The organism is Pseudomonas sp. Pseusp21 (assembly GCF_059492145.1).
The window spans coordinates 967,148-989,559 of record NZ_CP168520.1; the positions used below are offsets into that span (position 1 = coordinate 967,148).

25 protein-coding genes are annotated in these 22,412 nt (G+C 57.2%); 8 read left to right on the plus strand and 17 right to left on the minus strand.

Translation table 11 applies throughout. The features are described 5' to 3' along the window. Positions 1 to 223 precede the first annotated feature (223 nt). The 7 genes from gspF to gspG are packed head-to-tail and all read right to left on the minus strand — an operon-like array spanning position 224 to position 8,286. Complete coding sequence (gspF, locus tag ACEN93_RS04125) at positions 224 to 1,435, minus strand: type II secretion system inner membrane protein GspF (RefSeq protein ID WP_085654186.1); 1,212 nt, start codon at positions 1,433 to 1,435, stop codon at positions 224 to 226. Next, on the minus strand, positions 1,435 to 2,841 hold the full coding sequence (gspE, locus tag ACEN93_RS04130; RefSeq protein WP_011334556.1) for a type II secretion system ATPase GspE: 1,407 nt from the start codon (positions 2,839 to 2,841) through the stop codon (positions 1,435 to 1,437). The genes gspF and gspE overlap by 1 nt, the downstream gene beginning before the upstream one ends. Beyond that, the gene (gene gspD, locus ACEN93_RS04135; protein ID WP_495611095.1) at positions 2,838 to 5,189 is read right to left on the minus strand and encodes a type II secretion system secretin GspD; all 2,352 of its coding nucleotides are present in this window, start codon (positions 5,187 to 5,189) and stop codon (positions 2,838 to 2,840) included. The genes gspE and gspD overlap by 4 nt, the downstream gene beginning before the upstream one ends. Next, on the minus strand, positions 5,186 to 5,731 hold the full coding sequence (locus tag ACEN93_RS04140) for a type II secretion system protein M (protein WP_495611096.1): 546 nt from the start codon (positions 5,729 to 5,731) through the stop codon (positions 5,186 to 5,188). The genes gspD and ACEN93_RS04140 overlap by 4 nt, the downstream gene beginning before the upstream one ends. Next, on the minus strand, positions 5,724 to 6,869 hold the full coding sequence (gene gspL, locus ACEN93_RS04145; protein ID WP_495611097.1) for a type II secretion system protein GspL: 1,146 nt from the start codon (positions 6,867 to 6,869) through the stop codon (positions 5,724 to 5,726). Before gspL ends, ACEN93_RS04140 begins: the two co-directional genes overlap by 8 nt. Next, on the minus strand, positions 6,866 to 7,819 hold the full coding sequence (gspK, locus tag ACEN93_RS04150) for a type II secretion system minor pseudopilin GspK (RefSeq protein ID WP_495611098.1): 954 nt from the start codon (positions 7,817 to 7,819) through the stop codon (positions 6,866 to 6,868). The genes gspL and gspK overlap by 4 nt, the downstream gene beginning before the upstream one ends. A gap of 8 nt (positions 7,820 to 7,827) precedes the next feature. Then, the gene (gene gspG, locus ACEN93_RS04155) at positions 7,828 to 8,286 is read right to left on the minus strand and encodes a type II secretion system major pseudopilin GspG (RefSeq protein ID WP_085610505.1); all 459 of its coding nucleotides are present in this window, start codon (positions 8,284 to 8,286) and stop codon (positions 7,828 to 7,830) included. Positions 8,287 to 8,432: 146 nt separating this feature from the next. On the opposite strand from gspG, the gene gspI reads away from it, so the two are divergent. Next, on the plus strand, positions 8,433 to 8,813 hold the full coding sequence (gspI, locus tag ACEN93_RS04160) for a type II secretion system minor pseudopilin GspI (protein WP_495611099.1): 381 nt from the start codon (positions 8,433 to 8,435) through the stop codon (positions 8,811 to 8,813). Positions 8,814 to 9,780: 967 nt separating this feature from the next. Next, on the plus strand, positions 9,781 to 10,143 hold the full coding sequence (locus ACEN93_RS04165) for a DUF6124 family protein (RefSeq protein WP_007959368.1): 363 nt from the start codon (positions 9,781 to 9,783) through the stop codon (positions 10,141 to 10,143). Positions 10,144 to 10,228: 85 nt separating this feature from the next. On the opposite strand, the gene ACEN93_RS04170 is transcribed toward ACEN93_RS04165, so the two are convergent. From ACEN93_RS04170 to ACEN93_RS04180, 3 genes are read right to left on the minus strand one after another with little or no spacing between them, the layout of a single operon-like run. Then, positions 10,229 to 10,516: a hypothetical protein gene (locus ACEN93_RS04170; protein WP_495611100.1), complete on the minus strand. Its 288-nt coding sequence runs from the start codon at positions 10,514 to 10,516 to the stop codon at positions 10,229 to 10,231. Beyond that, positions 10,513 to 11,235: a peptidoglycan recognition protein family protein gene (locus tag ACEN93_RS04175; RefSeq protein WP_495611101.1), complete on the minus strand. Its 723-nt coding sequence runs from the start codon at positions 11,233 to 11,235 to the stop codon at positions 10,513 to 10,515. Before ACEN93_RS04175 ends, ACEN93_RS04170 begins: the two co-directional genes overlap by 4 nt. Next, complete coding sequence (locus tag ACEN93_RS04180; RefSeq protein WP_285414173.1) at positions 11,235 to 11,774, minus strand: PAAR domain-containing protein; 540 nt, start codon at positions 11,772 to 11,774, stop codon at positions 11,235 to 11,237. Before ACEN93_RS04180 ends, ACEN93_RS04175 begins: the two co-directional genes overlap by 1 nt. 99 nt (positions 11,775 to 11,873) lie before the next feature. Here ACEN93_RS04180 and ACEN93_RS04185 point away from each other — a divergent pair, with 99 nt between their 5' ends. Both ACEN93_RS04185 and ACEN93_RS04190 read left to right on the plus strand, forming a co-directional pair. Then, positions 11,874 to 12,215: a hypothetical protein gene (locus ACEN93_RS04185; RefSeq protein WP_495611102.1), complete on the plus strand. Its 342-nt coding sequence runs from the start codon at positions 11,874 to 11,876 to the stop codon at positions 12,213 to 12,215. Positions 12,216 to 12,266: 51 nt separating this feature from the next. Next, positions 12,267 to 12,680 (plus strand): hypothetical protein, encoded by a 414-nt coding sequence (locus tag ACEN93_RS04190; RefSeq protein WP_495611103.1) that lies wholly within the window; start codon positions 12,267 to 12,269, stop codon positions 12,678 to 12,680. Between the two features lie 205 nt (positions 12,681 to 12,885). On the opposite strand, the gene ACEN93_RS04195 is transcribed toward ACEN93_RS04190, so the two are convergent. The 5 genes from ACEN93_RS04195 to ACEN93_RS04215 all read right to left on the minus strand — a co-directional run bounded on the left by ACEN93_RS04195 (position 12,886) and on the right by ACEN93_RS04215 (position 18,246). Further along, on the minus strand, positions 12,886 to 13,272 hold the full coding sequence (locus ACEN93_RS04195; protein ID WP_495611104.1) for a DUF6124 family protein: 387 nt from the start codon (positions 13,270 to 13,272) through the stop codon (positions 12,886 to 12,888). A gap of 434 nt (positions 13,273 to 13,706) precedes the next feature. Then, a complete protein-coding gene (locus ACEN93_RS04200; protein WP_495611105.1) occupies positions 13,707 to 13,937 on the minus strand; it encodes a DUF7706 family protein in 231 nt (76 codons plus the stop codon). A gap of 158 nt (positions 13,938 to 14,095) precedes the next feature. Beyond that, on the minus strand, positions 14,096 to 14,761 hold the full coding sequence (locus ACEN93_RS04205) for a hypothetical protein (RefSeq protein ID WP_495611106.1): 666 nt from the start codon (positions 14,759 to 14,761) through the stop codon (positions 14,096 to 14,098). Positions 14,762 to 15,296: 535 nt separating this feature from the next. Beyond that, positions 15,297 to 16,154 carry a DUF5677 domain-containing protein gene (locus ACEN93_RS04210; RefSeq protein ID WP_495611542.1) on the minus strand — a complete coding sequence of 286 codons (858 nt, stop codon included), beginning with the start codon at positions 16,152 to 16,154 and terminating at the stop codon, positions 15,297 to 15,299. Between the two features lie 109 nt (positions 16,155 to 16,263). Continuing rightward, positions 16,264 to 18,246, minus strand: a complete 1,983-nt coding sequence (locus ACEN93_RS04215) for a tetratricopeptide repeat protein (RefSeq protein WP_495611107.1) — start codon at positions 18,244 to 18,246, stop codon at positions 16,264 to 16,266. Between the two features lie 701 nt (positions 18,247 to 18,947). Between ACEN93_RS04215 and ACEN93_RS04220 the strand changes: the two genes are divergently transcribed. Beyond that, a complete protein-coding gene (locus tag ACEN93_RS04220) occupies positions 18,948 to 19,430 on the plus strand; it encodes a toll/interleukin-1 receptor domain-containing protein (protein ID WP_235972406.1) in 483 nt (160 codons plus the stop codon). Between the two features lie 62 nt (positions 19,431 to 19,492). Next, on the plus strand, positions 19,493 to 19,624 hold the full coding sequence (locus ACEN93_RS04225) for a hypothetical protein (protein ID WP_017337405.1): 132 nt from the start codon (positions 19,493 to 19,495) through the stop codon (positions 19,622 to 19,624). A 170-nt stretch (positions 19,625 to 19,794) separates the two neighbouring features. On the opposite strand, the gene ACEN93_RS04230 is transcribed toward ACEN93_RS04225, so the two are convergent. Further along, complete coding sequence (locus ACEN93_RS04230; RefSeq protein WP_495611108.1) at positions 19,795 to 20,256, minus strand: type II secretion system protein N; 462 nt, start codon at positions 20,254 to 20,256, stop codon at positions 19,795 to 19,797. A 132-nt stretch (positions 20,257 to 20,388) separates the two neighbouring features. Here ACEN93_RS04230 and gspH point away from each other — a divergent pair, with 132 nt between their 5' ends. Next, positions 20,389 to 20,841: a type II secretion system minor pseudopilin GspH gene (gene gspH / locus ACEN93_RS04235; protein ID WP_011334577.1), complete on the plus strand. Its 453-nt coding sequence runs from the start codon at positions 20,389 to 20,391 to the stop codon at positions 20,839 to 20,841. Then, the gene (locus tag ACEN93_RS04240; RefSeq protein ID WP_039773261.1) at positions 20,838 to 21,446 is read left to right on the plus strand and encodes a type II secretion system protein GspJ; all 609 of its coding nucleotides are present in this window, start codon (positions 20,838 to 20,840) and stop codon (positions 21,444 to 21,446) included. Before gspH ends, ACEN93_RS04240 begins: the two co-directional genes overlap by 4 nt. Here the strand turns inward: ACEN93_RS04240 and ACEN93_RS04245 are convergent, their stop codons facing one another. Beyond that, positions 21,447 to 22,385 (minus strand): FecR family protein, encoded by a 939-nt coding sequence (locus ACEN93_RS04245; protein ID WP_495611109.1) that lies wholly within the window; start codon positions 22,383 to 22,385, stop codon positions 21,447 to 21,449. It abuts the gene before it with no gap. Positions 22,386 to 22,412 lie beyond the last annotated feature (27 nt).

Sequence of the window (22,412 nt, forward strand, 5' to 3'; positions counted from 1 at the left end):
GCTTCCGGTGACAGATAAAGGAAAAAACCTCGGGAGGTGCGAGGTGATTTTCGAGGGATTTTCTCGGGTGTTCCGGGGGTTGTTCGGAGTGTCTGCGGCAAGCTTTTCGAGGGAATCGCCCACAGCCCTTGAAGGGCCGTTGCAGATGACAGAAAGGAGAACCCGAGGATGCTGTTTTTGGCGCTCGGGTGAGATCAGACGCCGGTAAAAAAAGTTGAAAAAACTACTGCACCAACTGATTGATCTCAATGATCGGCAACAACACCGCCATCACGATCACCAGCACCACCCCGCCCATCACCACGATCATCAGCGGCTCAAGCAGCGCAGTCATGCCCATCGCCCGACGCTCTATATCGCGGGACAGGGTTTGCGCAGCGCGTTCGAGCATCGGCGGCAGCGCACCGGTTTTCTCGCCGCTGGCGATCAGATGAATCAGCACCGGTGGAAACACGTTCTCCACTTTCAGCGCTGCCGCCAGGTTGACGCCCTCCCGGACCTTGGCGGTGGCCTCATTGACGCTCAGGCTCAGACGATCATTGGACAAGGTCTGCCGCGCCGCTTCCAGCGCTCGCAACAACGGCACCCCCGCACCGCCGAGAATCGCCAGCGTCGAGGCGAACCGCGCCGTGTTCAGCCCCAGCACAAACCGCCCGATCAGCGGCAGCTTCAACACCCGATGATGCCAACTCAAACGCGCCGCCGGATTGCGCAAATACAGGCGCCAGCTCCAGAACGCACCGGCCATGACGCCTGCGCACAACCAGCCCCACGCCCTAATGAAATCACTGGCATTGAGCATCGCCAAAGTCAGCCCCGGCAGATCCTGCCGCGCCTGGGAAAACGCGCTGACCACCTGCGGTACCACGTAGCTGAGCAGGAAAATCACGATGCCGATCGACACCAGCCCGACCACACCCGGATAGATGAACGCGGTGAGAATCTTGCCGCGCAGGTTGTTGCGTTCCTCGATGTAATCCGCCAGCCGCTCCATCACCTGCGCCAGATCACCGGACTCCTCGCCCGCCGCAATCAGCGCCCGGTAAATCTCCGGAAAATCCCGTGGCCGCGCCGCCAGCGCTTCGGCCAGGCGCATGCCGCTGCGCACATCGGCGCGTACGGCGCTGAGGGTGTGGGCGATGTGCTTTTTCTCGGCCTGCTCGACCGTGGCGCTCAACGCAGCTTCAAGCGGCAGGCTGGCGCCGAGCAGACTCGACAGTTGCCGCGTGGCCCACGCCAGATCGTTATCCGAGAGCCTGGCGCTGAACAATCCACCGCCGCCGTGCTGTGAGACGTTGCTCTCCTTCTCCACCGACAACGCCGTCAGGCCACGACCGCGCAACACGCCAAACGCCGCGCCCTGACTCTCCGCCTCCAGATGCCCGGATTCGATCTTGCCGCTGGCATCGGCGGCTTCAAAACGATAGCGATTCATCAGGCGTCCCGTGTCACACGAAGGATTTCTTCCGGCGCCGTGGCACCGCTGCGAATCCAGCGCTCGCCGTCCTCGCGCAGGCTGAACATCCCGGCCTTGCTCGCGGCCGCACGCAACGCCTGCTCCCCTGCCCCTTGGTGAATCAGGGTGCGGATGTCGTCGTCGATGCAGAACAATTCGTGAATGCCGGTTCGGCCGCTATAACCGGTGTGATTGCACGCCGCACAGCCCACGGGGCGCCAGGTGCCGGGCGTGGCCGGGTCTTCCTGTTTGCACTGATTGCACAGGCGCCGCACCAACCGCTGGGCCAACACGCCGAGCATCGACGAGGCCAGCAGAAACGGTTCGACGCCCATGTCGATCAAGCGGTTGACCGCCGACACCGCGTCGTTGGTGTGCAGGGTCGCGAGCACCAGGTGACCGGTCAGCGAAGCCTGCACCGCAATCTGCGCGGTTTCGAGGTCGCGGATCTCGCCGATCATGATGATGTCCGGGTCCTGCCGCAGAATCGCCCGCAATGCCAATGCAAAAGTCATGTCGATCTTCGCGTTGACCTGAATCTGGCTGATGCCCGGCAGGTCGTATTCCACCGGGTCTTCCACGGTGAGGATGTTGCTGGTGCTCGCATCAAGCCGTGCCAGCGCCGCATAAAGACTGGTGGTTTTGCCGCTACCGGTCGGGCCGGTAACCAGCACGATGCCGTGGGGCTGGCGGATCAGGTGATCGAGTTTGGCCAGCACCTGCGCATCCATGCCCAAGGTTTCCAGATGCAGGCGCCCGGCCTGCTTGTCCAGCAGACGCATCACCACTCGCTCGCCATGACCGGTGGGCACGGTGGAGACGCGAATATCAATCGGCCGCCCCGCTACGCGCAACGCAATGCGGCCGTCCTGCGGCAGGCGTTTTTCAGCGATATCGAGCTGCGCCATGATCTTGATCCGCGACACCAGCGCACCGTGCAACGCCTTGCGCGGCGACACCACGTCGCGCAGCGTGCCGTCGACCCGGTAGCGCACCACCGAATGGGTTTCGAACGGTTCGATGTGAATGTCACTGGCCTCATCCCGCGCCGCCTGCGTGAGCAAGGCGTTGATCATGCGGATCACCGGCGCGCCGTCCTGGGTGTCGAGCAGGTCGGTGATTTCCGGCATGTCCTGCATCAGGCGGTCGAGGTCGACTTCGTTTTCCGCCGCACCGACCACCGCCGCCGCACTGCCGGTGTCGGCATAGGCCGTGGCGAGCAAGCCGTCGAGCTCGTCATCGCGCACCCGCTCAAGCCTCGCCGCGCCGAACTGCCGCCGTACTTCGCTGATCGACCAGCCCGGCGTCGACGGGCACACCGTCAGCACGCCGTCACGCAGCAGAATCCGCTGCGCCTTGGCCCAGGCGTAAGGCAATGCGCTCATTGCAGCGGCACCGCTTTGATGGTCGCGCGGGGGCCGGACACCGGCGCCGGCACGCCTTGGGCGGTGGCCGGCAACTGCGGCGCCTGCATGTCCGGCATCGCCCAGCTGCGCTCCGGTTGCAGACCGCCCTGGGCGCGGCGCATGAAGTCGTAACGGTTCAGCGTGATGCTTCGCCCCGCCGCGCTGTCGCGGATGATGTACGGGCGCAGGAACACCATCAGGTTGGTCTTGGTGATCGAGCGGCGTTCGTTGCGAAACAGTGCGCCAATCCCCGGAATGCTCGACAACCAAGGCACCGCGTCATTGCTCTGGCTGTAGCCATCCTGCAGCAGACCGCCGAGCACCATGATCTGGCCGTCGTCGAGCAGGATGCTGGTGTCGAGCGCGCGTTTGCTGGTGACGATCCCCGCCGAATTGGCCGCGGCCGAGGCGCGTTCGTCGATGCTGCTGACCTCCTGATAGATGTCGAGCTTGACCGTGCCGCCCTCGGAAATCTGCGGCCGTACGTTGAGCTTCAAACCGACCTCTTCGCGAGTCACGGTCTGGAACGGGTTGTTGCTGGTGCCCCCGCCGCCGGTGACGTAGCTGCCGCTGACAAACGGGATAGTCTGGCCGACGAAAATGCTCGCCGCTTCGTTGTCCAGGGTCAGCAGGTTCGGCGTCGACAGCACGTTGGTGCCGCCCTTGCTCTTCAGGGCCCGGGCCAGCACTTTCAGGTCGAGGATCTTGCCGATGCCGGGGATGTCGACGGTGCCATTGACGTAGCCGAGGTTCAGGCCTTGCGGCAGTACATCGAGGCTGGTCTTGCCATTGACGTTGATCCCCGAACCACCGAGGTTGGCGCCGCCGATCACGCCTTTGCCGCCGAGGTTGCCGGTCTGCCATTGCACGCCGAATTCGCTGGCGTCGTCCTCGCCGACTTCAACGATCAGGCTTTCGATCACCACTTGCGCGCGGCGCTGGTCGAGCAGGTCGATGACTTCGCGCAGGTTGCGGTACAGCGGCTCCGGCGCGGAAATCAGCAAGGTGTTGGTGGTCGCATCCGCCTGAATGGTCACACCGCCAGCGCTGAAGGCGACGTTCTGTTCGCTGCTTTGCGCATTGCTGCTGCCGCTGGTGGCGCTGCTACCCTGAGCGTAGCTGCCGCCGGTGCTGCCGCTGTTGGTGGTCGACGTGCTGCCGTTGCTTTGCGTGCCGCTCTGGCCGTTCTGCCCGCTACCCGAATTGGTGGAGCTGCCCATGTTGCTGAGCACCGAGCGCGCATTGTCGCTGGTGCCGCTGTCGCTCTCGCCGGTCAATAAACCGCGCAGCGCCTGGGCCAGTTTGCCGGCCTGAGCATTGCGCAGATACACCACGTGCAGATTGCTCGGATTGCTCTGGGCGTTATCGAGTTTGTAGATCAGGTTGCGCGCCAGCTCCGTGCGCTCGGGGCTGCCGGCGCGGATGATGATGGTGTTGGAACGCGGGTCGCCGATCACCGCGATTTTCTGCGTTGGATCGTTGCCCGGTGCGTCGAGCAGGTCGGCGACCATTGGCGCGATGTCGGCGGCGATGCCGTTCTGGATCTGCACCACGTCGGTGTCGATGGCGCTCGGCGTGTCGATGCCTTGAATCAGTTGCGCGACCCGCGTCAGGTTCTCGGCGTAGTCGGTAACGACAATGGTGTTGTTGCCCGGATAGGCGTTGATCGGGTTGTTCGGCGAGACGATCGGGCGCAGCACCGGGATCAGGTTCACCGCGTTCTCGTATTGCAGGCGGAACGTGCGGGTGAGCATGCCGTTGCCGGCCGGTTTGTCAGCGCTGTAGATCGGCCCGCCGAGCAACTTGGCATCGGCCTCCGGCACCACCTGCGCCACGCCGCCCACGTCCACCACGCTGAAACCCTGCATGCGCAGCGCCGCCAGCAACATGTCGTAAGCCTGATGCGCCGGCACCTGGCCTTCGGAGACCAGCGTCAGGTTGCCCTTGACCCGAGGGTCGACCAGAAACTGCTGACCTGTGGAACGCGACAACGCCCGCACCACCGCTTGAATATCGGCGTCGACAAAATTCAGCGTCACCGGTTGATCGCCCAACGGATTGGCCGGCAACGTCGTGCCCCGCGGCGAACCGCCACTGCGGGCGCGTTCGGTGATGTTGTGCAATTGCTTCGGCGCCGGTTTGACCTGAGCCTGCGCGCGCTCGCGGTCGAGCACCGCGTCGCCACTGCGCTGAGTGTTGGCCAACGGCCGGCCGAGTTCGCTGTCCACCAGCAGCGGCGGTTGATTCGGTGGTGTGGTGTTGCTGCACGCGCTCAATGCCATCAACAGCATCGGCAACGCCATGCGTTTGGATCCTGACCCCTTCATGAAGCTTCCTTAGCGCCCAGCGCCTGATCCATGCGTACGGTGCCCGACAGAGTGCCGGCGGTGTCATCGGTCGCGGCGTCGTCCGCGCGTTGCAGACGGGCCTCGACCACTTGCAGTGAAAAATTCCGCGGTTGGCTCAGCAGCCAGTCGAGCACGGCGTCGGCGGGTGCCGCGTCAAAGGTCAACTGCCAGCCGGCGGATGCGGCCGCCAATTGGTAATGGCCGCCCAATCCACTGGCCTGCATGGTCTGTTGCAGCAACTGCTCGAGGTTCTGCCCGTCGGGGCGCACGCTGACGTCGCGCAACAGCACTTCCAGCGCTTCAGCCTGGGCGCGCAATTTCGGGGTTTCGACTTGCGAGGCGGCGATCTTCTTCAACGGCGGCTGAACCAACGCCACCCACACAAACAGCCCCAGCAACAGCGCCGCCATGCCACCCACCATGCGTTTTTCCCGCAGCGCCAAGGGCTGCCAACGGGCCTGCAACTGAGCATTGAAGCGCTGCCAACCGGCGCGGTATTTCGCAAGCGATGGGCTATTCATCTTCGGCTCCGCTGCTATCGTCGTTGTCGGTGGCAGCGGTCGCCTCGCCGGCCGGGCGCAAGACCCAGCCGTCGTCGTTCGGGCTGATGCTGATACCGGCCTGGGCCAGCGTGCCTTGCCAGTCCTTGTCGTTGCCCGAACGCCGGGCCTCGGGCAGCAGACTCAGTTGCAACGCACCATCGACGAATTCCAGACGTTGTACCGTGCCCGCCATGGACGGCATGCCGCTGCCGGCCTGCGACACCAGCCGCGTGAAATCCTGGCCCGGCGCATCCGTCGCGCCTTGCTGGCGAGCGGCGATTTGCTGACGGGCCTGATGCAGCGGATTGAGGATCACCGGCAACTCGGGAAACGCCTGCTTCACCCGCTGCGCCATCTGCGCCTTGAGCTGCTGGGCCTGCCCGGCCTCTCGGGCGGCGTACAGGTTCAAACCGATCACCCACACCGCCAGTGCCAGCGCACAACAACCGAGCGCCTTGCCCCAGCCGCGATGTTCGGTGCCCGGTTGCTGGAGGCCGCCGTGCAAACCCCAATTCGGCAGTGGGCCGGAGCAGCGCTGCAAGTCAGGCAATGTCGATTGCACCGCTTCCGGCGCGCCGTCACCGATCCAGTGCGCCGGCAGACCGGTTTCCAGCAGCCACGCTTCGTCGATCATCGGCTGCACCTGCGCCGCATTCGGGCCGTGGCGCAGCAACAGATGCTCGTCGTGCAGACAGCCGACGCCGCCGGCCATCACCGGCAAACTGTAGGCCGCCGGGTACAGACCTTTGAGGTTCAAACCGAATTGCCCGAGGTGCTGCAAATCCTTGCGTGAGACCCAGGCAATCTGCACCTGGCCGCTTTCATTGCGAGCGCTGTGGGCGATGTGCATCTCGGCGCTGTCACCGAGCATCAACGCCTGCGCCGCACATTGCACAGCCGCAGCGGTTTTGCTCGCGGGCAGCGGCGGCAGATCGATGCTCGCCAACAGGCTGTCCGACGGGTGCAGAAAACACACCAGCGGTTGCTTCGGCAGCGCGCCGAGCCGCACGCGTTCCTGGCGAGTGACCTGCCCCTGACGATCCAGCCACGCACAATCCACTTCACTGTCGAGACTCAGCTCCGCCAGCGGCGGCAAACTCACGCGCAACTGGCTCATACGCCCACCCGCGACCAGATCACTTGTGGCAAACGATCCTCACTGCGATGCAACAACGCATCGAGGCTCACCCGCCGCTGATCGCGCCGCGCCTGCCCGCGCAGCCGGAACCAGTCGCTGGTGATACCAACCTTGACGCTGGTGATCTCCAGTTGCGGCAGTCGCAGGCGATTGACGAAGTCCCCGCGATTGATAAACCAGCGCCCGGCGTCACGCTCATTGATCAACGCCTGCGCCCGCTCCAGCGACAACCCCGGCACATAAGCCGCCAGCACCGGCGCCGTGGCGGTGTTGCCGTTGAGCCAGGTGGTCGCCGGAATCACCGTCAGGTACGGCGCGAGTTTCGCCAACAGCGCATCGTTGATCCCATCCACACTGCGCAAATCGTCAAGCGTGCGCAGCATCGGCAAGGTCGGCGATTGCGGCTTGCGCGACGCGGACGGCGACGTGGCACGCCCACTGTCGAAGGTGGTTTTCGCCACAGGCTTGTCCACCACTTGGGCATTCAACAGGTGCGGATAAGAGCCGATCACCCGCTGACTGATGCGCCGGCTCAAGCCGCTGCTGACACCAATCAACTCGCACAAGCGCTCGAACGCCTGCACCTGCGCGTCATCGATCCGCTCGTTGGCCACCAGATTGCGCAGGTTGAACTTGCCCTGCTCGTCCTCCAGCCGCCCTTCGAAACCCTGGGTATTCAACAACTGCGCCCAGGGTTGATCGAGCCGGGTCAACGGATCGCGCTGCCGCGCATCCCACAACAATTGCCGGCTGATCTCCAACCCGCCGTGCAACACCCAACGGCCCTGCACGCGCAGTTGTTCGGCTTCCAGCGCCCGGGTCGAAACGCTCTGGCGGGTCAGCATGCCGGCGGCGATCACCGCGACCACCGCCGCAATCAGCAGCGCACTGATGATCGCCATCCCCTGCTGGTTCGATTGGCTGTTCATGGCCCGCCTTACAACTGCCAGGAACCGATGTCGGCATTCACACCGTCGCCGTCAGGCTGGCCGTCGGCGCCGAGGGAAAAGATGTCGATCTCGCCGTTGGCACCGGGATTGAGGTACTGATAAGGACGACCCCACGGGTCATTCGGCAGGCGCTCCAGGTACGAGCGCCAATTGGTGTTCTTCGCATCGGCCGGCCGCTCCACCAGCACCTTCAGGCCCTGGCTCTGGCTCGGGTAAGTGCCGTGATCGAGGCGATACAGCTTCAGCGCCTGCATCAACCCGCCAATGTCCTGCTTCGCCGCCGTGGCCCGCGCCTGATCCGGCCGGTCGAGCACCTTGGGCACCACCATCGCCGCCAGAATCCCGAGAATCACCACCACCACCATGATCTCGATCAGCGTGAAACCCTGCTGCCCACGGGGCATCCGGCTCGGTCGACTGGGCTGTTTGAATTGCGCGATATCCATCTCGTCATTCCCTGGCTTGATTCGATTCGACGCGCAGTGTTGCAAGAAGATATGTCAGGGATGTTGAAAATCCTCGGGTGTTTTCGTCGTCAAGCCGTCAAGCACGGGCGTTAGCGTCAAGGGCCGCCCGACTGCCCGAGACCCCGATGCGCACCCCCTCCCCGCAAGCTGGATTTACCCTGATTGAAGTGCTCGTCGCGCTGGCGATCATCGCCGTGGCCATGTCCGCCGCTGTGCGCGTGGCGGGGTTGATGACGCAGAGCAGCGGGATATTGCGGGATCGCTCGATTGCGATGATTGCGGCGCAGGGTCGGATGGCGGAACTTCGGTTGGAAGGGAGATTGCCGATGGGGGTTAAGGCGATGGAGTGTGATCAAGGGAGGTTGTTGTTGCGGTGTGAGCAGGTGATTGGGGGGGTGGAAAATGGGCGGTTGTTGAAGGTTGGTGTGCAAGTCTTTGACCGCAGCCGGGAAGCGCCGCCGCTGGCGAGGCTTGAAACACTGCTCAGCCGCCCGGATACCCCATAGTTCTGGCCTGCTCAAAACGCCAAACCCGAGGGGGGGACAGATCGGGATCCCTGAGGACTTCGCGCCTCAAATCTCCCGATCTTCACTCGCAACCATTGAATCTATTTTCTACTGTTGAACCACTGAAAATGTTCTGGGAACCGACACAGATCCGTCAACCCGAGCCGTGATGCTGTGCCTGCCCAAGGCCAGCCCACCTAACTCCATTAACCATTGGCCTGTTGGTCCAGCAAGGACATTACCTTTCAAGATTGTTCCATCGAACACTCCGACGTTCGTCCCTGATACCGAGAGACCTGCGACTCTCACAGTGGTATCAGGGGTTGCTCCGCCATTAGGTACTTCACCCTTGGAATCGCTGATAGAAACGATCATGGGTATGGGGGCATTGGACTTGGATGTAGACATGTCAGTAACTCCGTTTCGTGGGTTTGGTTTGACGGAGTGATTCAATCGTGGGCAGCAGGAAGCGTCACCTGTCAGATCTGACAGGTATTCGGATGTTTACGACCAACGGTCATTTCTCTTGCATTCTCTTTTCACCCTGCTCAATCACTGGCTGCCCCCTCTACCGCACGAACGGACGCTGTGCCGATAGCCTGTTTAACCGATTTTTTCAGTGCCGTTTAAAGACACTCAGCGTTACTTCCTCAAGGCTACAACGCCTTGCGTCATTGCCTACGACTACGCCAGAATCCGCCGGCTTGTGCGTCTGGGGTGCGGGTCTTATCGTTTCCGGGTCACTGAAAAACAGTGATCGGGTTTGGTAGCCCGACCTCCCATATGACGCATAACGTCACCTAGCGCAGATGCTCTTTCGGCATCGGTCTTATGGTGGCCATGCGCAGGGCGCCCTCGGGCGCGCCGGATTTTCCATATGGGCCGGTCTACCAACCTTCGTATGGCCACCACCACTCGTTTGGTAGCGAGAGTGATGGCTCCTTAAGTCCCATATGGAGCTACATCTATGTTCAAACCAACACCAAACCCACCAGAAACCGATCCGGTCTCCCCCTACAAATTCCCCGACTCCCGAACCCTGAACGAAGCCGCCGAACGCGCCCTCGACCACTACCTCACCCCACAACAACGGATCATGGGTAGCCACCACAAACACGATCCGATGTACCTGGCCAACCCGGCATACAACACTGAATCCCTCCTGGCCAATGCCAGCGAATCACTGGGATCGGCCAGCGAAATGCTCAACAACTTTGCGGCCACTCTGGAGCCGGCTCACCGCAAAACCGCGATCGGGATTGCGCAGTTGGTGATGTTGAGTGAGTTGGCGGTGAATCAGGCGTTGGATCATGTTGAAGTGAAGGCGTAAGCGTCTGAGTGCTGAGCTCAATAGACGAAAAGAAAATGACCGAGGTTGTCAGGTGTGACTGACGACCTCGGCCAAATGAGCAGTTCTATTTTTTCCGACACATCTCGACGTCATCCTGGGTTTTCAGGTCCGTATCGATTCCCAAACGATACCTACAGTAATCAATAATCCACCCTCGCTCCTCTGCTGTCAGGCGCCCTACTTTCCTGATCTCTCCATCGTTCGCGTGGATGTTGTAGAACTTCATCTGAAACGTCGGGTGCTTCTTGATGAAGACAATGGTCTCGATGTCCCCGTCCTCAAGGGCTTCGTAGTAGCCGACATAGAGCACAGTTACTACGGCGAGGACTGCTGCGATTAAAAGCTTTTTCATTGCTGTGGCGCCGGCGGTGGAAGCAGTTGGGTTTTAGCTCTGATATTTCTGACCAGCTCCATTCCAATGTTGCCGGGGCAAATTTTCCCTTCAGAGCCTTGCCCTGGATACTCCCTGTGGCCACCAAAATTCTTGATAAAAAACACGCTTTTCAATGCGTCGATCAGGTGCATCAGCGAAACGATTTGCTCTTGGGGAATAACGTTTGTGGTGCTGTAACCGATGCTATCCAAAGCCACCCGACCTTTGGCGACCCAATCGCCACCCTCCTCCGGGGTCGTCAGATTTTCAAGCAGGACGATGCCAATCAGCCCTGTGTTGTATTTCAGAACACTTGAACCCTGAAGCCGAATGTCACGACCTTCAAAAACCTGCCCAGTGCAATCGATGCCGTAGTGGTAGCCAATATCATCGTACTTCTGGCTCAGGTGTCCTTTCTGGATTTCCTGCATCTGCTCCGCACCGGGAGTGCAGCTATGGCTGCGGCCCGCGTGGTGCAAAGCGATCATGGTGTAGTCCCAATCCTTGACCATGTCCTTCTTGCCATCCAACGCTTTCCAGGACGAGCGCTCGATAAACGTGACTTTCAAATCCCGAACCCGTTTGATAATCGCCTCACGAGTAGCCGCTCGATCATTCACAGCCACCGGTATAGGGCACATGAACTCGCCTGGCTTAATCTCCTGAGCAGTTGCCTGTGTCGCAAAACTGGCGGCCATTACTGTTTCTCCGAAAATTCATGAAGCGTTCGAGCTGGGGCATTGAACGTGATGTGAAGTGAGATTTGGGCATTGGGCGTCGGCGTTTTGATGTGTGCGATGCCATCAGCATCGGTGACGCCTTTGGTCTCGACGCCATTTACCGTCGCAACATAGTCACGAAACGCCAATGGCTTACCCGTTTCACTGTCGGTAACACTGAACGACTGCCCGAATCGTTTCTGAATGGTGAGAGGTAAAGGAGGAATGAAAGGTGCCGGAGTATGCGAATCCCCGATGATGACTGTCCCCGAACCACCAATCACAACGTCGCCGTGCGAACCTGTGGTATCGATCAGCGCAGCGTTTTTGCCATTGATGAACACCGTAGCGGAAACACCCGAAACCAGTGCACTCCCACAGGTACAGGTATCTCCTTTACGGGCGGCAGCAAGGCCGTCGAAGAACACGTCGGGGGATCCTGAGGCGATAGCCTTTGGGCCATGCCCGGGCATCGGGCAGGAGGTTGGATCAGTGATGCGTGCGGCAGGCTTTGCCATGTGCCTGACTCCCTGTCAGCGGATTGAACGAGTGCGGACTCTATCAGAAACCCTCCAGTGAAAATAAACTCGTCCCCTTTTCTTTGGCGGTACTGATAAGTGAAACAAAAAATATTAGCCATCAGCCTTTTATGTTGCGTCAGTTTATTTTCCAGCGCAGCAGATCTTCCTATCAAAGAGGGAATGCCATTTTCGAAAGCCCGAAAAGCCTTGATCAAAAATGGCTGGAATCCAAATCCCACCCACTCCGGTGGGTTCGGGGTTGAAAGCGTCATCCAAAGAAAAGGCTTCAGTGAAATCGAGTCTTGCACGGAAGGCGTCCGTTACTGCAGCTTCAACTACATCAAGAACGGTGATTGTTTAGGTGTAGGAACTGTCGGCGAAGAAGTCAAAGACATGAAGATTTATTCCTGGAACTTCAAATGCCCTGAAAAGGATTGAAGCCAGAAATCAAAGGGAACAGAAATCTGTTCCTTTTTGTGGAACGATCAAATGAAGACCCCAACCCTCCTGCTCTTCGCAATGTATTGCACAGGTACAAGCTTTGCGTTTGCCGGCGGCTCGCAAGCGACAAACGTCAAGCACGGACCAGCAGGCATCGCCGTCGATGAGCCCTTGGTGTCGGCCAGATCCAAGCTGATCAAACAAGGATGGAAACCAACCCGGATGCACACCCGCGATGGCTATGAATACAGTGGTGTCGAGCGGGAGCTGGCTGCTCGCGATTTCCTGGAGGTCGATACCTGCTCTTTTGATAGCTCGCGCTGCATCCTGTTCTATTCAAAGAAAGGCGCCTGCTTGCGTGTCGACACCATGGGAGAGCAACTCAAAGACATGATGGTTACGCGATGGCGCAATGAATGTCCGGATGCGCCTTCAGAGCCAAGTAACGGCGACGCGGGTTAAGCAACAAAAAGGGGATCGATTGAAATGAATCGATCCCCTTTTTCCACTGACGGCTAGACGTCAGAAACAGCGCATGTGCCATCGCCCTCTCTGCCTGCCCGGCCTCCACAGATTTCAGCGCCCTACACAATATCTGTGATCAACATGAATTCCTGTGGCAGCGACGATTCGACTTGCTCGCGAACGCGCCAGAATTGGCACCAGCTTAATCAGCAGGTGATCCTGAGGTCTGCTTCACCGGCAATTGCAAGTTATCCAACGCCCGATTCACAGCCAACTCTCCGAGCATGATCAACTGCGCAATGCCCACCAACGCCCGACGCTGCGAAGCCGGCACCAGACTGGCGACATTCTGGGCAATGGTTTGGGCCGAAGCGAGTGTTTCACTGGCATCAATCAGCAGTTCTTCGTTTTTGTTGTCCGCCGTCACGGCATACATCCCGCGGGTTCTGCGTGGGGGTGGCGTGGAGCCGGGCGGACAGAGGTAATGGTCGAGCGCGCGGTCGGCGGCTTCGTGGAGTTTTCGGGAATCGATGGATTCGTAGGGGGAAACCGAGGCGGTTTCTGGCGGGTTGGGTGTTGGTTTGATCATGGTGAAGCTCCATTTTTATACCTGGTGGAACCACCAACACCTGTCGCTAAACAAGTAAGGGTGGCAGCTGTACGCGGGTTAGCGAACCGAGAGGTATAAGACCCGGCAGACCCGAAGATCTCCCACGCACAGCCACCATATCGTCATCGCAAATGTCTGCGACAAACAGGAGCGTCGTTGAACTTATACCTGGTCGGGTCGCTAAACCCGGTCGCTGGGTTACCAGCGACACGTAGACGATAAAGACCAGGTACAAAGCGCACAAGCCGGCGGATTCTGGCGTAGCTGTAGGCAACGGCGCAAGGATATGTAGCCTGAGAGAGTGTCTGGAGATGTCTTTTTAAACACAGGCGTTTATCGAGGCCTTACTGCGGCACCTCCCCACTACGTCCCGTCCCTTTTTCCTGTTGATCCAACCCCACTCAGTGGATGACTCACCACGGCGCTACACCAGCAGCAACAAAGAAGCTCCGCAGCTTTGCCAGTCCTTCCGTCATCAGGTGTGCATCATCGTCGCTCAAGGCTTTGGAACGACAATCTTCTAGGTTCAAAGTCCTGAGCAATCGGGCCAAAGCGTAGGCCTCGGCTCGCTCAAATTCGGCATATACCGTCTCCCCGGTTCGTGGATTGTCGGCAGTTACAATCAGATTTGGGCTATAGCGCATAGGACTTCCTCTGAATAACAAAGAGACTAAAAAAGTGGACTGATCTATTTTCCAGAAATAGATCAGCCGCCCTTTTGGTCCATATCAACGCAACTGGCTAACTCATGGATGCGGATGGAATTTCGAATAATCACAGCACTAAGGCGCCCTAACGCGCCCTACCCCCTTGCCATTCTTGATCCGTTGTACAAGGTGACCGTACCAACGCTATCAGAATCGTCAGTGGGACGACGGAACATCAAGATCAATGCATCGGATCTATCGTAGTTTTCAGTCATTGAAAGTAGTGACCAGCCTTCATCAGTCCAAGCCCTGATAACTGTAGCCATAGCTTCATAGACTACATCCGCATTTCGCTCAAAAATTGTGTTAATTAGGTATTCATATTGAGCTTCGCGGAGGTCCTGTACTGGGGAGAGAAGGTGATTGAGTTTCTGTTTTTCGTCACCTAAAAAGCTTCTGAGATCCTTGATCTGGCTTTTGATGTTGTTAACGGTTTCATTTATGTCACCAAGTGCAATCTTGGTATTGTCTCCAATTGAACCACTATTATTTATAGTAGCATCGCCCGATTGGGGGGGCGCAAGCTTAGCAGGCTCAGCTTTGGCACCGAACAAATATCCCGCGATTGCCCCCAATATGCCTAGCGCGGCACTGAGGTCGCTGGACTTGGCTAAGGCCAGCAATGAGGTAAAAATCGCAATCAAGACAATGCCAACAACTCGAAGATTGAGAGGTCCGAATCCTCCTTTCATCTTCCAAAAGACCCCAACTAAAGTACCAAAACCTAATACAGCGATGATCCAGATAATTTGCTGCTCCATAAGTGCTCCCTGCATGGCCTCGAGTCGTTCGGTTGAGCATAGAATGATTTTCTGATTTGTCTTGAAACTCGATGAGAAGCCCCACCACCCTGGTTCTCGCGCTATGGGCTTATGACGACGCCCACCCTTTATGCCAGCATCACCGCCGCTCACTGGCAGCCCGCCCACGGTACATCCAGAGAGCTTATCGAAGGCCTGCGCGATATCTACAAGTCCATTCTAATCATCCACTCCACGTCCTACGGTGCCGAAGTTCATCGGCAGGACCTCGGCAGTGACCCCGCTTTGTATTTCGCATAGTTCGTAACCGGGTAACACCGCATTTGGTGCCGAGAGCTGTCGACGCGTCGATAGGAAGCTAACATCTCATTCGTGCAGGCGCAGGCGCAGATTGAAGGACTCGGGTGCGGGTGCAGTGGGGTTGCGGATAGTAACAATGGGGACTGACTTATTTTCAGGAAATAAATCAGTCCCCATTTTTTTGTGCAAATAAATTCGTCCCCTTTTCCAGTCCCCTTTTCTCTAAATAAAACCATCAAATACGACTTTCGTAGTAGGTATCCATTAAATCTTCATGGGCTGTAATGACGCCATTCAGCTTGAGGACCACTTGCTCTAGAGCCGCGGCTTCCGGCTCGCGCTCCGAGCGGCAGCAGATTCTATGAGCAGCATGGCAAAAAAACAGGACCGCATTGGTCGTTAAATAGTACGCCAAAGATAATTTTTCAGCTTTCTGAGCTTTTTGCAATGCTTGCTTTACGTCTAAGTCATTGGGAGATATGTCAATCAATAAGCTATTGAAAATATCTTCGGAAAACCCATGTATGGAATCGGATGTTGGCGCAAACAGGATATGATAAAAAGCTTCTAATCCCACGGATCTAAATCGACTGCGAGCGTCAGGCCAATGAGGGAAAACTTCGCTATCATTTAAATCTTTAAATATTCCAGATATATTTTGCATATGTGAAGAAAAAATTTTAGCCCGCTCTAGATATTTAGCATCCCCTAAGGTTTCTGCGTAGTTCAACCAATGAACTGCCCGCCTACTAGAAGACGTGAGATACGATTTGATCAGCGACCTCGATTTCAAGGAGTCCTTATCCTTTACTACATACATTAGATTTATTGAATTTTCAATTGACACTCGAGCTAAAGACTCAACAGCAGAGTAGCAGTTGATCTCTAGACTCTTGAGCATTCCGTGATTTATATCATCAATATTTCCCGCCATAACATAGCAGGCAACTTTAGAAATAAATTTATATTCTCCCGCCGCCTTAAGGTCAATCGAAGTTAGAATTCTGTAGGCATCTTTCTGGCACTCCCTCAAAATTACCAACTGATCTTTATGTGTTTCGTGCTGTTTGGCATAATCATTAATACGCTGCATATCAATCAAAATGTAAAGCTCCTTCCATGGCAATAATCATTCACTGTCATTATGCTCGCCTGAGGTTAGAACGCTAGGGGAGTGATGATTTGACAATATTTCGACATTCTCATTGCTCTGCGTTTCTCGTTAGCTGCGAGGGAGATTCAGCTAGAACAAATGGAAGCTCGCGGCGAAGCAGTTCCACCAACTTGTGATTTGGAAACTTACTTGCTGCAATCTTCCAAACCCGACCTGCCTCAATCTGCTCTCCGGCATTCCAGTGTACTCCGCCCAAATTGAACCAGGCCAGTTCATAGTCAGGATTTAACTCGATAGTTCTGTGATATGCACTAATTGACTCGCTAAAATTTTTTAGTTGTTCGTAGGCGACTGCCACTTGATACCAACTCATATCGTCCGGTTGAATTTTTTCAGCTTGAGACAGAAGTATCGGCAAGCTTTCTTCAGACCGGTTAAGAAAATTAAGGGCAGTGCCGAGGCAGTAGCCGTAGTGCCCACCTGCAAGATCGTATGCGATACGATAGCAGCGCTCAGCTTCCTCCCAATTGTCTTCTTTCTGAGCCCAATGCCCTAGGCGATCCCATAGATAGGCAACAGGCTCGCCACTTACATGACAGATAGCGGCCTCAAACTCGCGTTTAAATTCAGTATAGGTCATACCCGTGTCGGGATCTTCCGACTGTAAATACAACCTGGTCATCAAAAATTCTCGCACTCCGCTGGAACAGTTGGGATTAGCGTTCAAATATCGACTCCAAAACGGAATGCTTAGCTTTGCATTTTCAATTGAGCAGCGACAAAAGTTAGCCACCTGTTGACTACACCATGGCCAAATCCAAGATTCATTTCCCGCATCGCTCAGGAGCGTATTGATTTCGCGAAAAGCACCCCGCCCATCACAGAGATTGAAGAGCGCATTTATACGCCAGCCTGAAACAGAGGATCTTTTACCCAATGCATTTTCGACGAAAACAACGTTATCAAAATGTTCAAGTGCCTCTGTGTTCTCACCATTTCGCAGACTATAGAGTCCTAACGCAAAATGCGCCTCTGGTAGTTGAGGATTATGGTGTAGGGCTTCGCGATAAAATATAGCAGCTCTAGCCTCATCGCCTAATTTTTCATAACTGGTGCCGAGGTTTTTATAACACTCTGCGAATAGTGAGATACTATCATCGGCAACCATGAGCTGAAGAGCAATTTCATATTGCTTCACAGCCTCATCATCCCGCCCAAGTGCGGATAGCGCATTGCCTATTGAGTAGTGGATACTGCCCGCATGAATTCGACCGTCATTAATTTTTGACGCCAGATAAGAAATGCTATCTTCAAGGCGTTCGAAATTCTTATTACGTTTATCCATTCCAAGATTAATCTCCGCCATATAGCAGAAAATCATTGCGTCATGATCCATAGATAGAACCGACACAAACTTGCCAAATGAAGAGCTTATTATTTCGTCCTCGCCCCTATCGTACAAGTTAGAAAGTATTTTTTCTGCTTGAGCTTTATCATCTGGAACATGCAGGCTAGGGCGAGAAGATTTTATAATCCCGGGCAAATCTTCAGGACTTGCAACCGTTTGCGCAATTCTCATATCACGCAGTGACAATGCTCCAGCTTTCGCTAAGCCTGCGATTGATTGCAGGTGTGATTCAGTAAGTACGTCTAAAAAGTTTACGGTAAGAGTTTGCTGCTGCGTCCAGTTTTTCCCACTATGTTCGTACTGCCTCATCACCGTATCGGCAGAGCAAAAGCGTAGTGTAGTAGTTGGGACGTGGTAGCAGACGAATAAAGAGTGGGGCTGCATGAGCAGATAGTTTAGATTGGAGCGTTTTATCTCCACACTAACCGAGCCATCTAAGTTTAGTTTGCCTTCCGTACCTTTAAGTTGAACATGAATCCTAACATTAGTAGCACTTACGTGATCAACCACCTCAATTTGACAGTCGGTTCCATAGTCCTTTCGATCCTGCGCCTGCAGGATAAAGTCATCCGATAACGAAAGAAAACTCTGAAAAGCAGCTTCGGCTTTGTTTTCCGTAACATGGTTTTTATGACGCATGGGTAGATTATTAAAGTGGTCCATCTTCTAGCTCCCAACCGCTGCGCATTGATATTGGCGTCTGAAAGAATAGTAGCAGTCCTCTTCATTAATATGCATTCCTAACTCCTCTGTATCTTCTGAAAGACTGCTATTGGCAGATTGCTGCCTGTCGCAGAAAGGCAGTATCCGCCCCATAGGCGACTTCCGTCGATTGAACAACGGCATCGATGGCTGGGCCGTTGAACGTCAGGGAGCTGAAACCTGGGTCGAGAGCTGCCCGTTATGATAGATAGCTCTAGACCATGGCAGCATTTGTAACGGAAGCCGCTAGCGAACATTCACGCTACGCCTGCTAGCGGAATTCGCTCTGTGGGCTATCGTTTGTGTCGGCATATTGGAATCACGGCCTGAAGCGCAGGTGATTTCGAGCCAATAAGGATGGGCTGCGGTGTTTTCAAAAGCTGATGGCTCGGTACAACCGCTGCTTAATCATCTCTTGGGCGAGCAGCTATAAACGCAAGGTTTACGACATGTCTAGATGTACAGCACCGGTACATGGTCATCGTTCGGCAAGCGCAAGAGCAGCGTGTCCCGCGTGTGGCAGCGGATATAGCGGGTACGGATCGCGATCGTATTCATCCTACGCACCATCCTATTCTTCCCCGTCTCATGGCGGGGGTGGTCGCAGTAGCGGCGGTTCATCCAGCAGCGCGAAGCCGCGCTGGTCGAAACCCGGATCCTCTGTGGCCTACACCTCCGCCGAGGTACGAACCCTCACGCCGGTACGCGAAAATGTCGAGAGGCGTGCGACAGTACCTGATCTACGTGACGTCTTTCTTTGTCACGCCTGGGACGACCGGAAAGGATCCGCGAAGGAGCTCCATGATGTACTCGAATCGCTCGGTGTTTCCGTTTGGTTCAGCGAGAAAGATGTCCTTCTAGGCTCTTCGTTACTGCGTGAAATTGATAAAGGATTGGCGAAATCTCGAGTAGGAATTGTGCTGGTCACCCCTGCATTGCTGCGCCGCCTAGCAGCCGAAGGCATCGCCGACAAAGAGCTTTCCGCACTTCTCGCAAGGGATCTGCTGGTTCCCATCATTCACGACACAACATACGAATCGCTGCGAGAAGTCAGTCCTCTACTCGGTTCGAGAAGCGGCCTAAGCACTGCTGAAGATACGTTTGCAGATATCGCGGCCAAGCTTTCCGAGTTGGTCGCCCCGTAGCTTCACTGTCCATGCTTACGGCTTCACTTGCAGATACATTATCAATCGAAGGAGTTGAGCACATGAGTATTAAACCCGGTCCCAAACCGATCGCTGAATCCACCGGCAAAAAGGACCAGCGCCGTCGTGTTACTGAAGAAAACAAACCCAAACATCCTGATCTGGAAGTACATAAACATAAAAAAGGTGATTGACCTTAAAAGAGAGGGGGCGAGTCACGTAGGTTAGGCAGCTTCTGGTCGATTACGGCCTTTCGTGGCCGGCAGCTATTGGCCGAAATCGGACATTTGCGCCACGCTTCCTTCGGTTGGCCAAAAGCAATCAACTCCCCCCCCCCCCAGCGGCTCAGCACCCATCACCCGACTCAAACGCCAAAATAACTGCCGCCGCCCAATTCACGGCCTAACCAACCTAGGCATCTCCACCCCTCCCCCAACCTCTCCACCCCCAACCGCACCCTCTCCCCACCCTGCTCAATCACCACCCCATCCCCCTCCACCGCCACCAACTTCACCCCAGGACTCACCCGTTCCCCCTGCAAAAAACTCCTCGGCGGCCCATCGTTCAAACTCAAAATCGCCACCGCCCCGCGACTCCCCGCCATCACACCACTGACCTTGATCTCCACCGGCGCCGTTCGATTGGAAAACCATTGCAACGCCGGGTTGTCGCTACGTGCCGCGAGCAGTTGCGGCGTGGCCGGCGGGGTGTGGGATTCGGCGGTGGTCAAGAGCAGGGATGACCAGGTGGCGATGCCGACCAAGGCGGCCAGCAGTGCGGCGGCCTGGATGAGTTGGGGGGGCGAAAAGCGTGCGGTGAATCTCATGGGCTGAATCTCCTTTTAGTCCCGGTGACCAGACTACGCGGCAATTCTCACGGTTTTATTTCACACGCCTTACATGTTGACCGTGCAGGATGGTTTTTTGGGACGTGCTGGACGCAAGGGAGTGCGCATTCGATGAACCGGTGCAGGCAGCAGGGTTTTACGCTGATCGAGTTGATGGTGGTGCTGGTGATCATTGGAATCGCCAGTGCGGCGATCAGTCTGAGTATCAAGCCCGATCCGTTGCAGTTGTTGCGCAAGGACGCCGAGCGCGTGGCGCAGTTGCTGCAGATTGCCCAGGCTGAGGCCCGCGCGGATGGCCGGCCGATTGCGTGGTTGAGCGATGGCAAGGGGTTTCGGTTCAGTCGGCGCAGTGACAGTGGCAAGGGTTTTGATCATTTTGATCGGGACCCGCAGTTGCGGCCGCGTCCTTGGCAGAGTCCGAAGCTGGAGGTGCGGGTCGAGCCGAAGCAGAAGGTGGTGCTGAACGCGGAGTGGATCAATCCGCCGCTGCAGTTGACGCTGTCTGACGGGCTCAATCGGTTGAGTGTGCTGCGCGATGCTTCGGGCCGGATCAGCGTGCAATGAACAGACAACAAGGTTTTACGCTGATCGAGGTGATGGTCGCGATTCTGTTGATGGCGGTGGTCAGTCTGATTGCCTGGAAGGGGCTGGACAGTGTCACGCGCGCCGACAGCCATTTGCAGGCCAGTGGTGAGCAGAGCGACAGCCTGTTGCGGGCGTTGAATCAGATGCAGCGGGATGTGGAGATGCGCGCCGGGATCGAGTTGACGGAGCCGAAGAAGGTCGGCACCGAGGATGAACCGGCGACGGCGCCGCCTGCGCTTACGGTGCGCAGCAGTGACAGCAAGGGGTTTCGGCTGGACATTATTCGGAGCGCGGCGGATCAGCCGGGGGCGTTGCAGCGGGTGCGCTGGTGGCTCAAGGGGGACACGTTGTATCGCGCGGTGGCGCCAGCGCGTAGTCGGTATCCGTTGCCGGCGCCTACGGCTGGGGTGGCGGTGTTGGGTGAGGTGAGTGATTTGCAGGTGCGGGTTTGGGAGGCGGACAAGGGGTGGCGGCAGTTGAGCGGGAATCGGCGGGAGGATCCGTTGGGGTTGGAGGTGCGGTTGACCCGGCAGACACCGCAAGGGCCGGAGAAGTACCGGCAGGTCATGGGGCCCTTGCAGTGATCAGCTGAGAACGACTACGCCGCCCGGTAGTTCGGTGCATTTGACGCCGTAGGCATCGCGGATCAATGCGCCTACGCCGGCCAGTTGATCGAGGGAGAACCGCGCCTGCACCCGGCGTTGGCCGAGTTCGCGGTTGAGCAGCAGCAACATGCCTGGGCGGTAGCGGTTGATCTCGTCGATCATCTGGCTCAGCGTCGCACCGTTGAACACCAGCACCTGCTGCCGCCAGTTCATCACCGACGCCGTGTCGACGCTTTGCACCGTGCCAACCTGTCGCGCGTCATAGGTCAATTGCTGGCCCGGTTCCAGGCGCAGGCTGCGGCCTTCGACTTCCACATCCACCGCGCCATCGAGGCACGTCACACACACCTGCTGATCAAGGTTGCGCAGGTTGAACCGCGCCCTGCTCGCCCGCAACCAACCACCACCGGCCTGCATCGCCATCGGCAGTCGCGCGGTCTGCACTTCGACTTCGCCGCTGACCAGTTCAAAGCCCTGCACGCCCTCATCCACCGAACGCTGGTTGATACGGGTCTGGGTGTTCAGTTCCAGGCTCAGGCCATCGGCCGGTTCGACCCGGCGTTGCTGGCCGACTTCGGTGATGTAATCCGCGCCAAGCCCGGAGAACCCGCCCGGTATCGTGCCGCGCACCAGCAGGAACGCTGCCGATGCGGCAATCGCGCCGCCGAGAAAGGCCCGACGTCCAAACCGGCGTGGCGCCTGTGTAGCTTCGGCCGCCGGTTGCAGCAGATGCCACAAGGCCTTGCACTCTTCAAAGGCGCGGGCGTGTTCGGGGCTTTGCGCGCACCACTGGCGCAGCGCTCGGGCGTCGGCGACCGTGGCGCGGCCGGAGGTCAGCAGGATCAGCCAGTCGCGGGCTTCGCTTTGCAGACGCTCGGCAGGCGTGGGCTCGGCAGGTGTCAGACGGAAGATGTTCAAACGCGCAGGTACTCGACGGGTTGATCG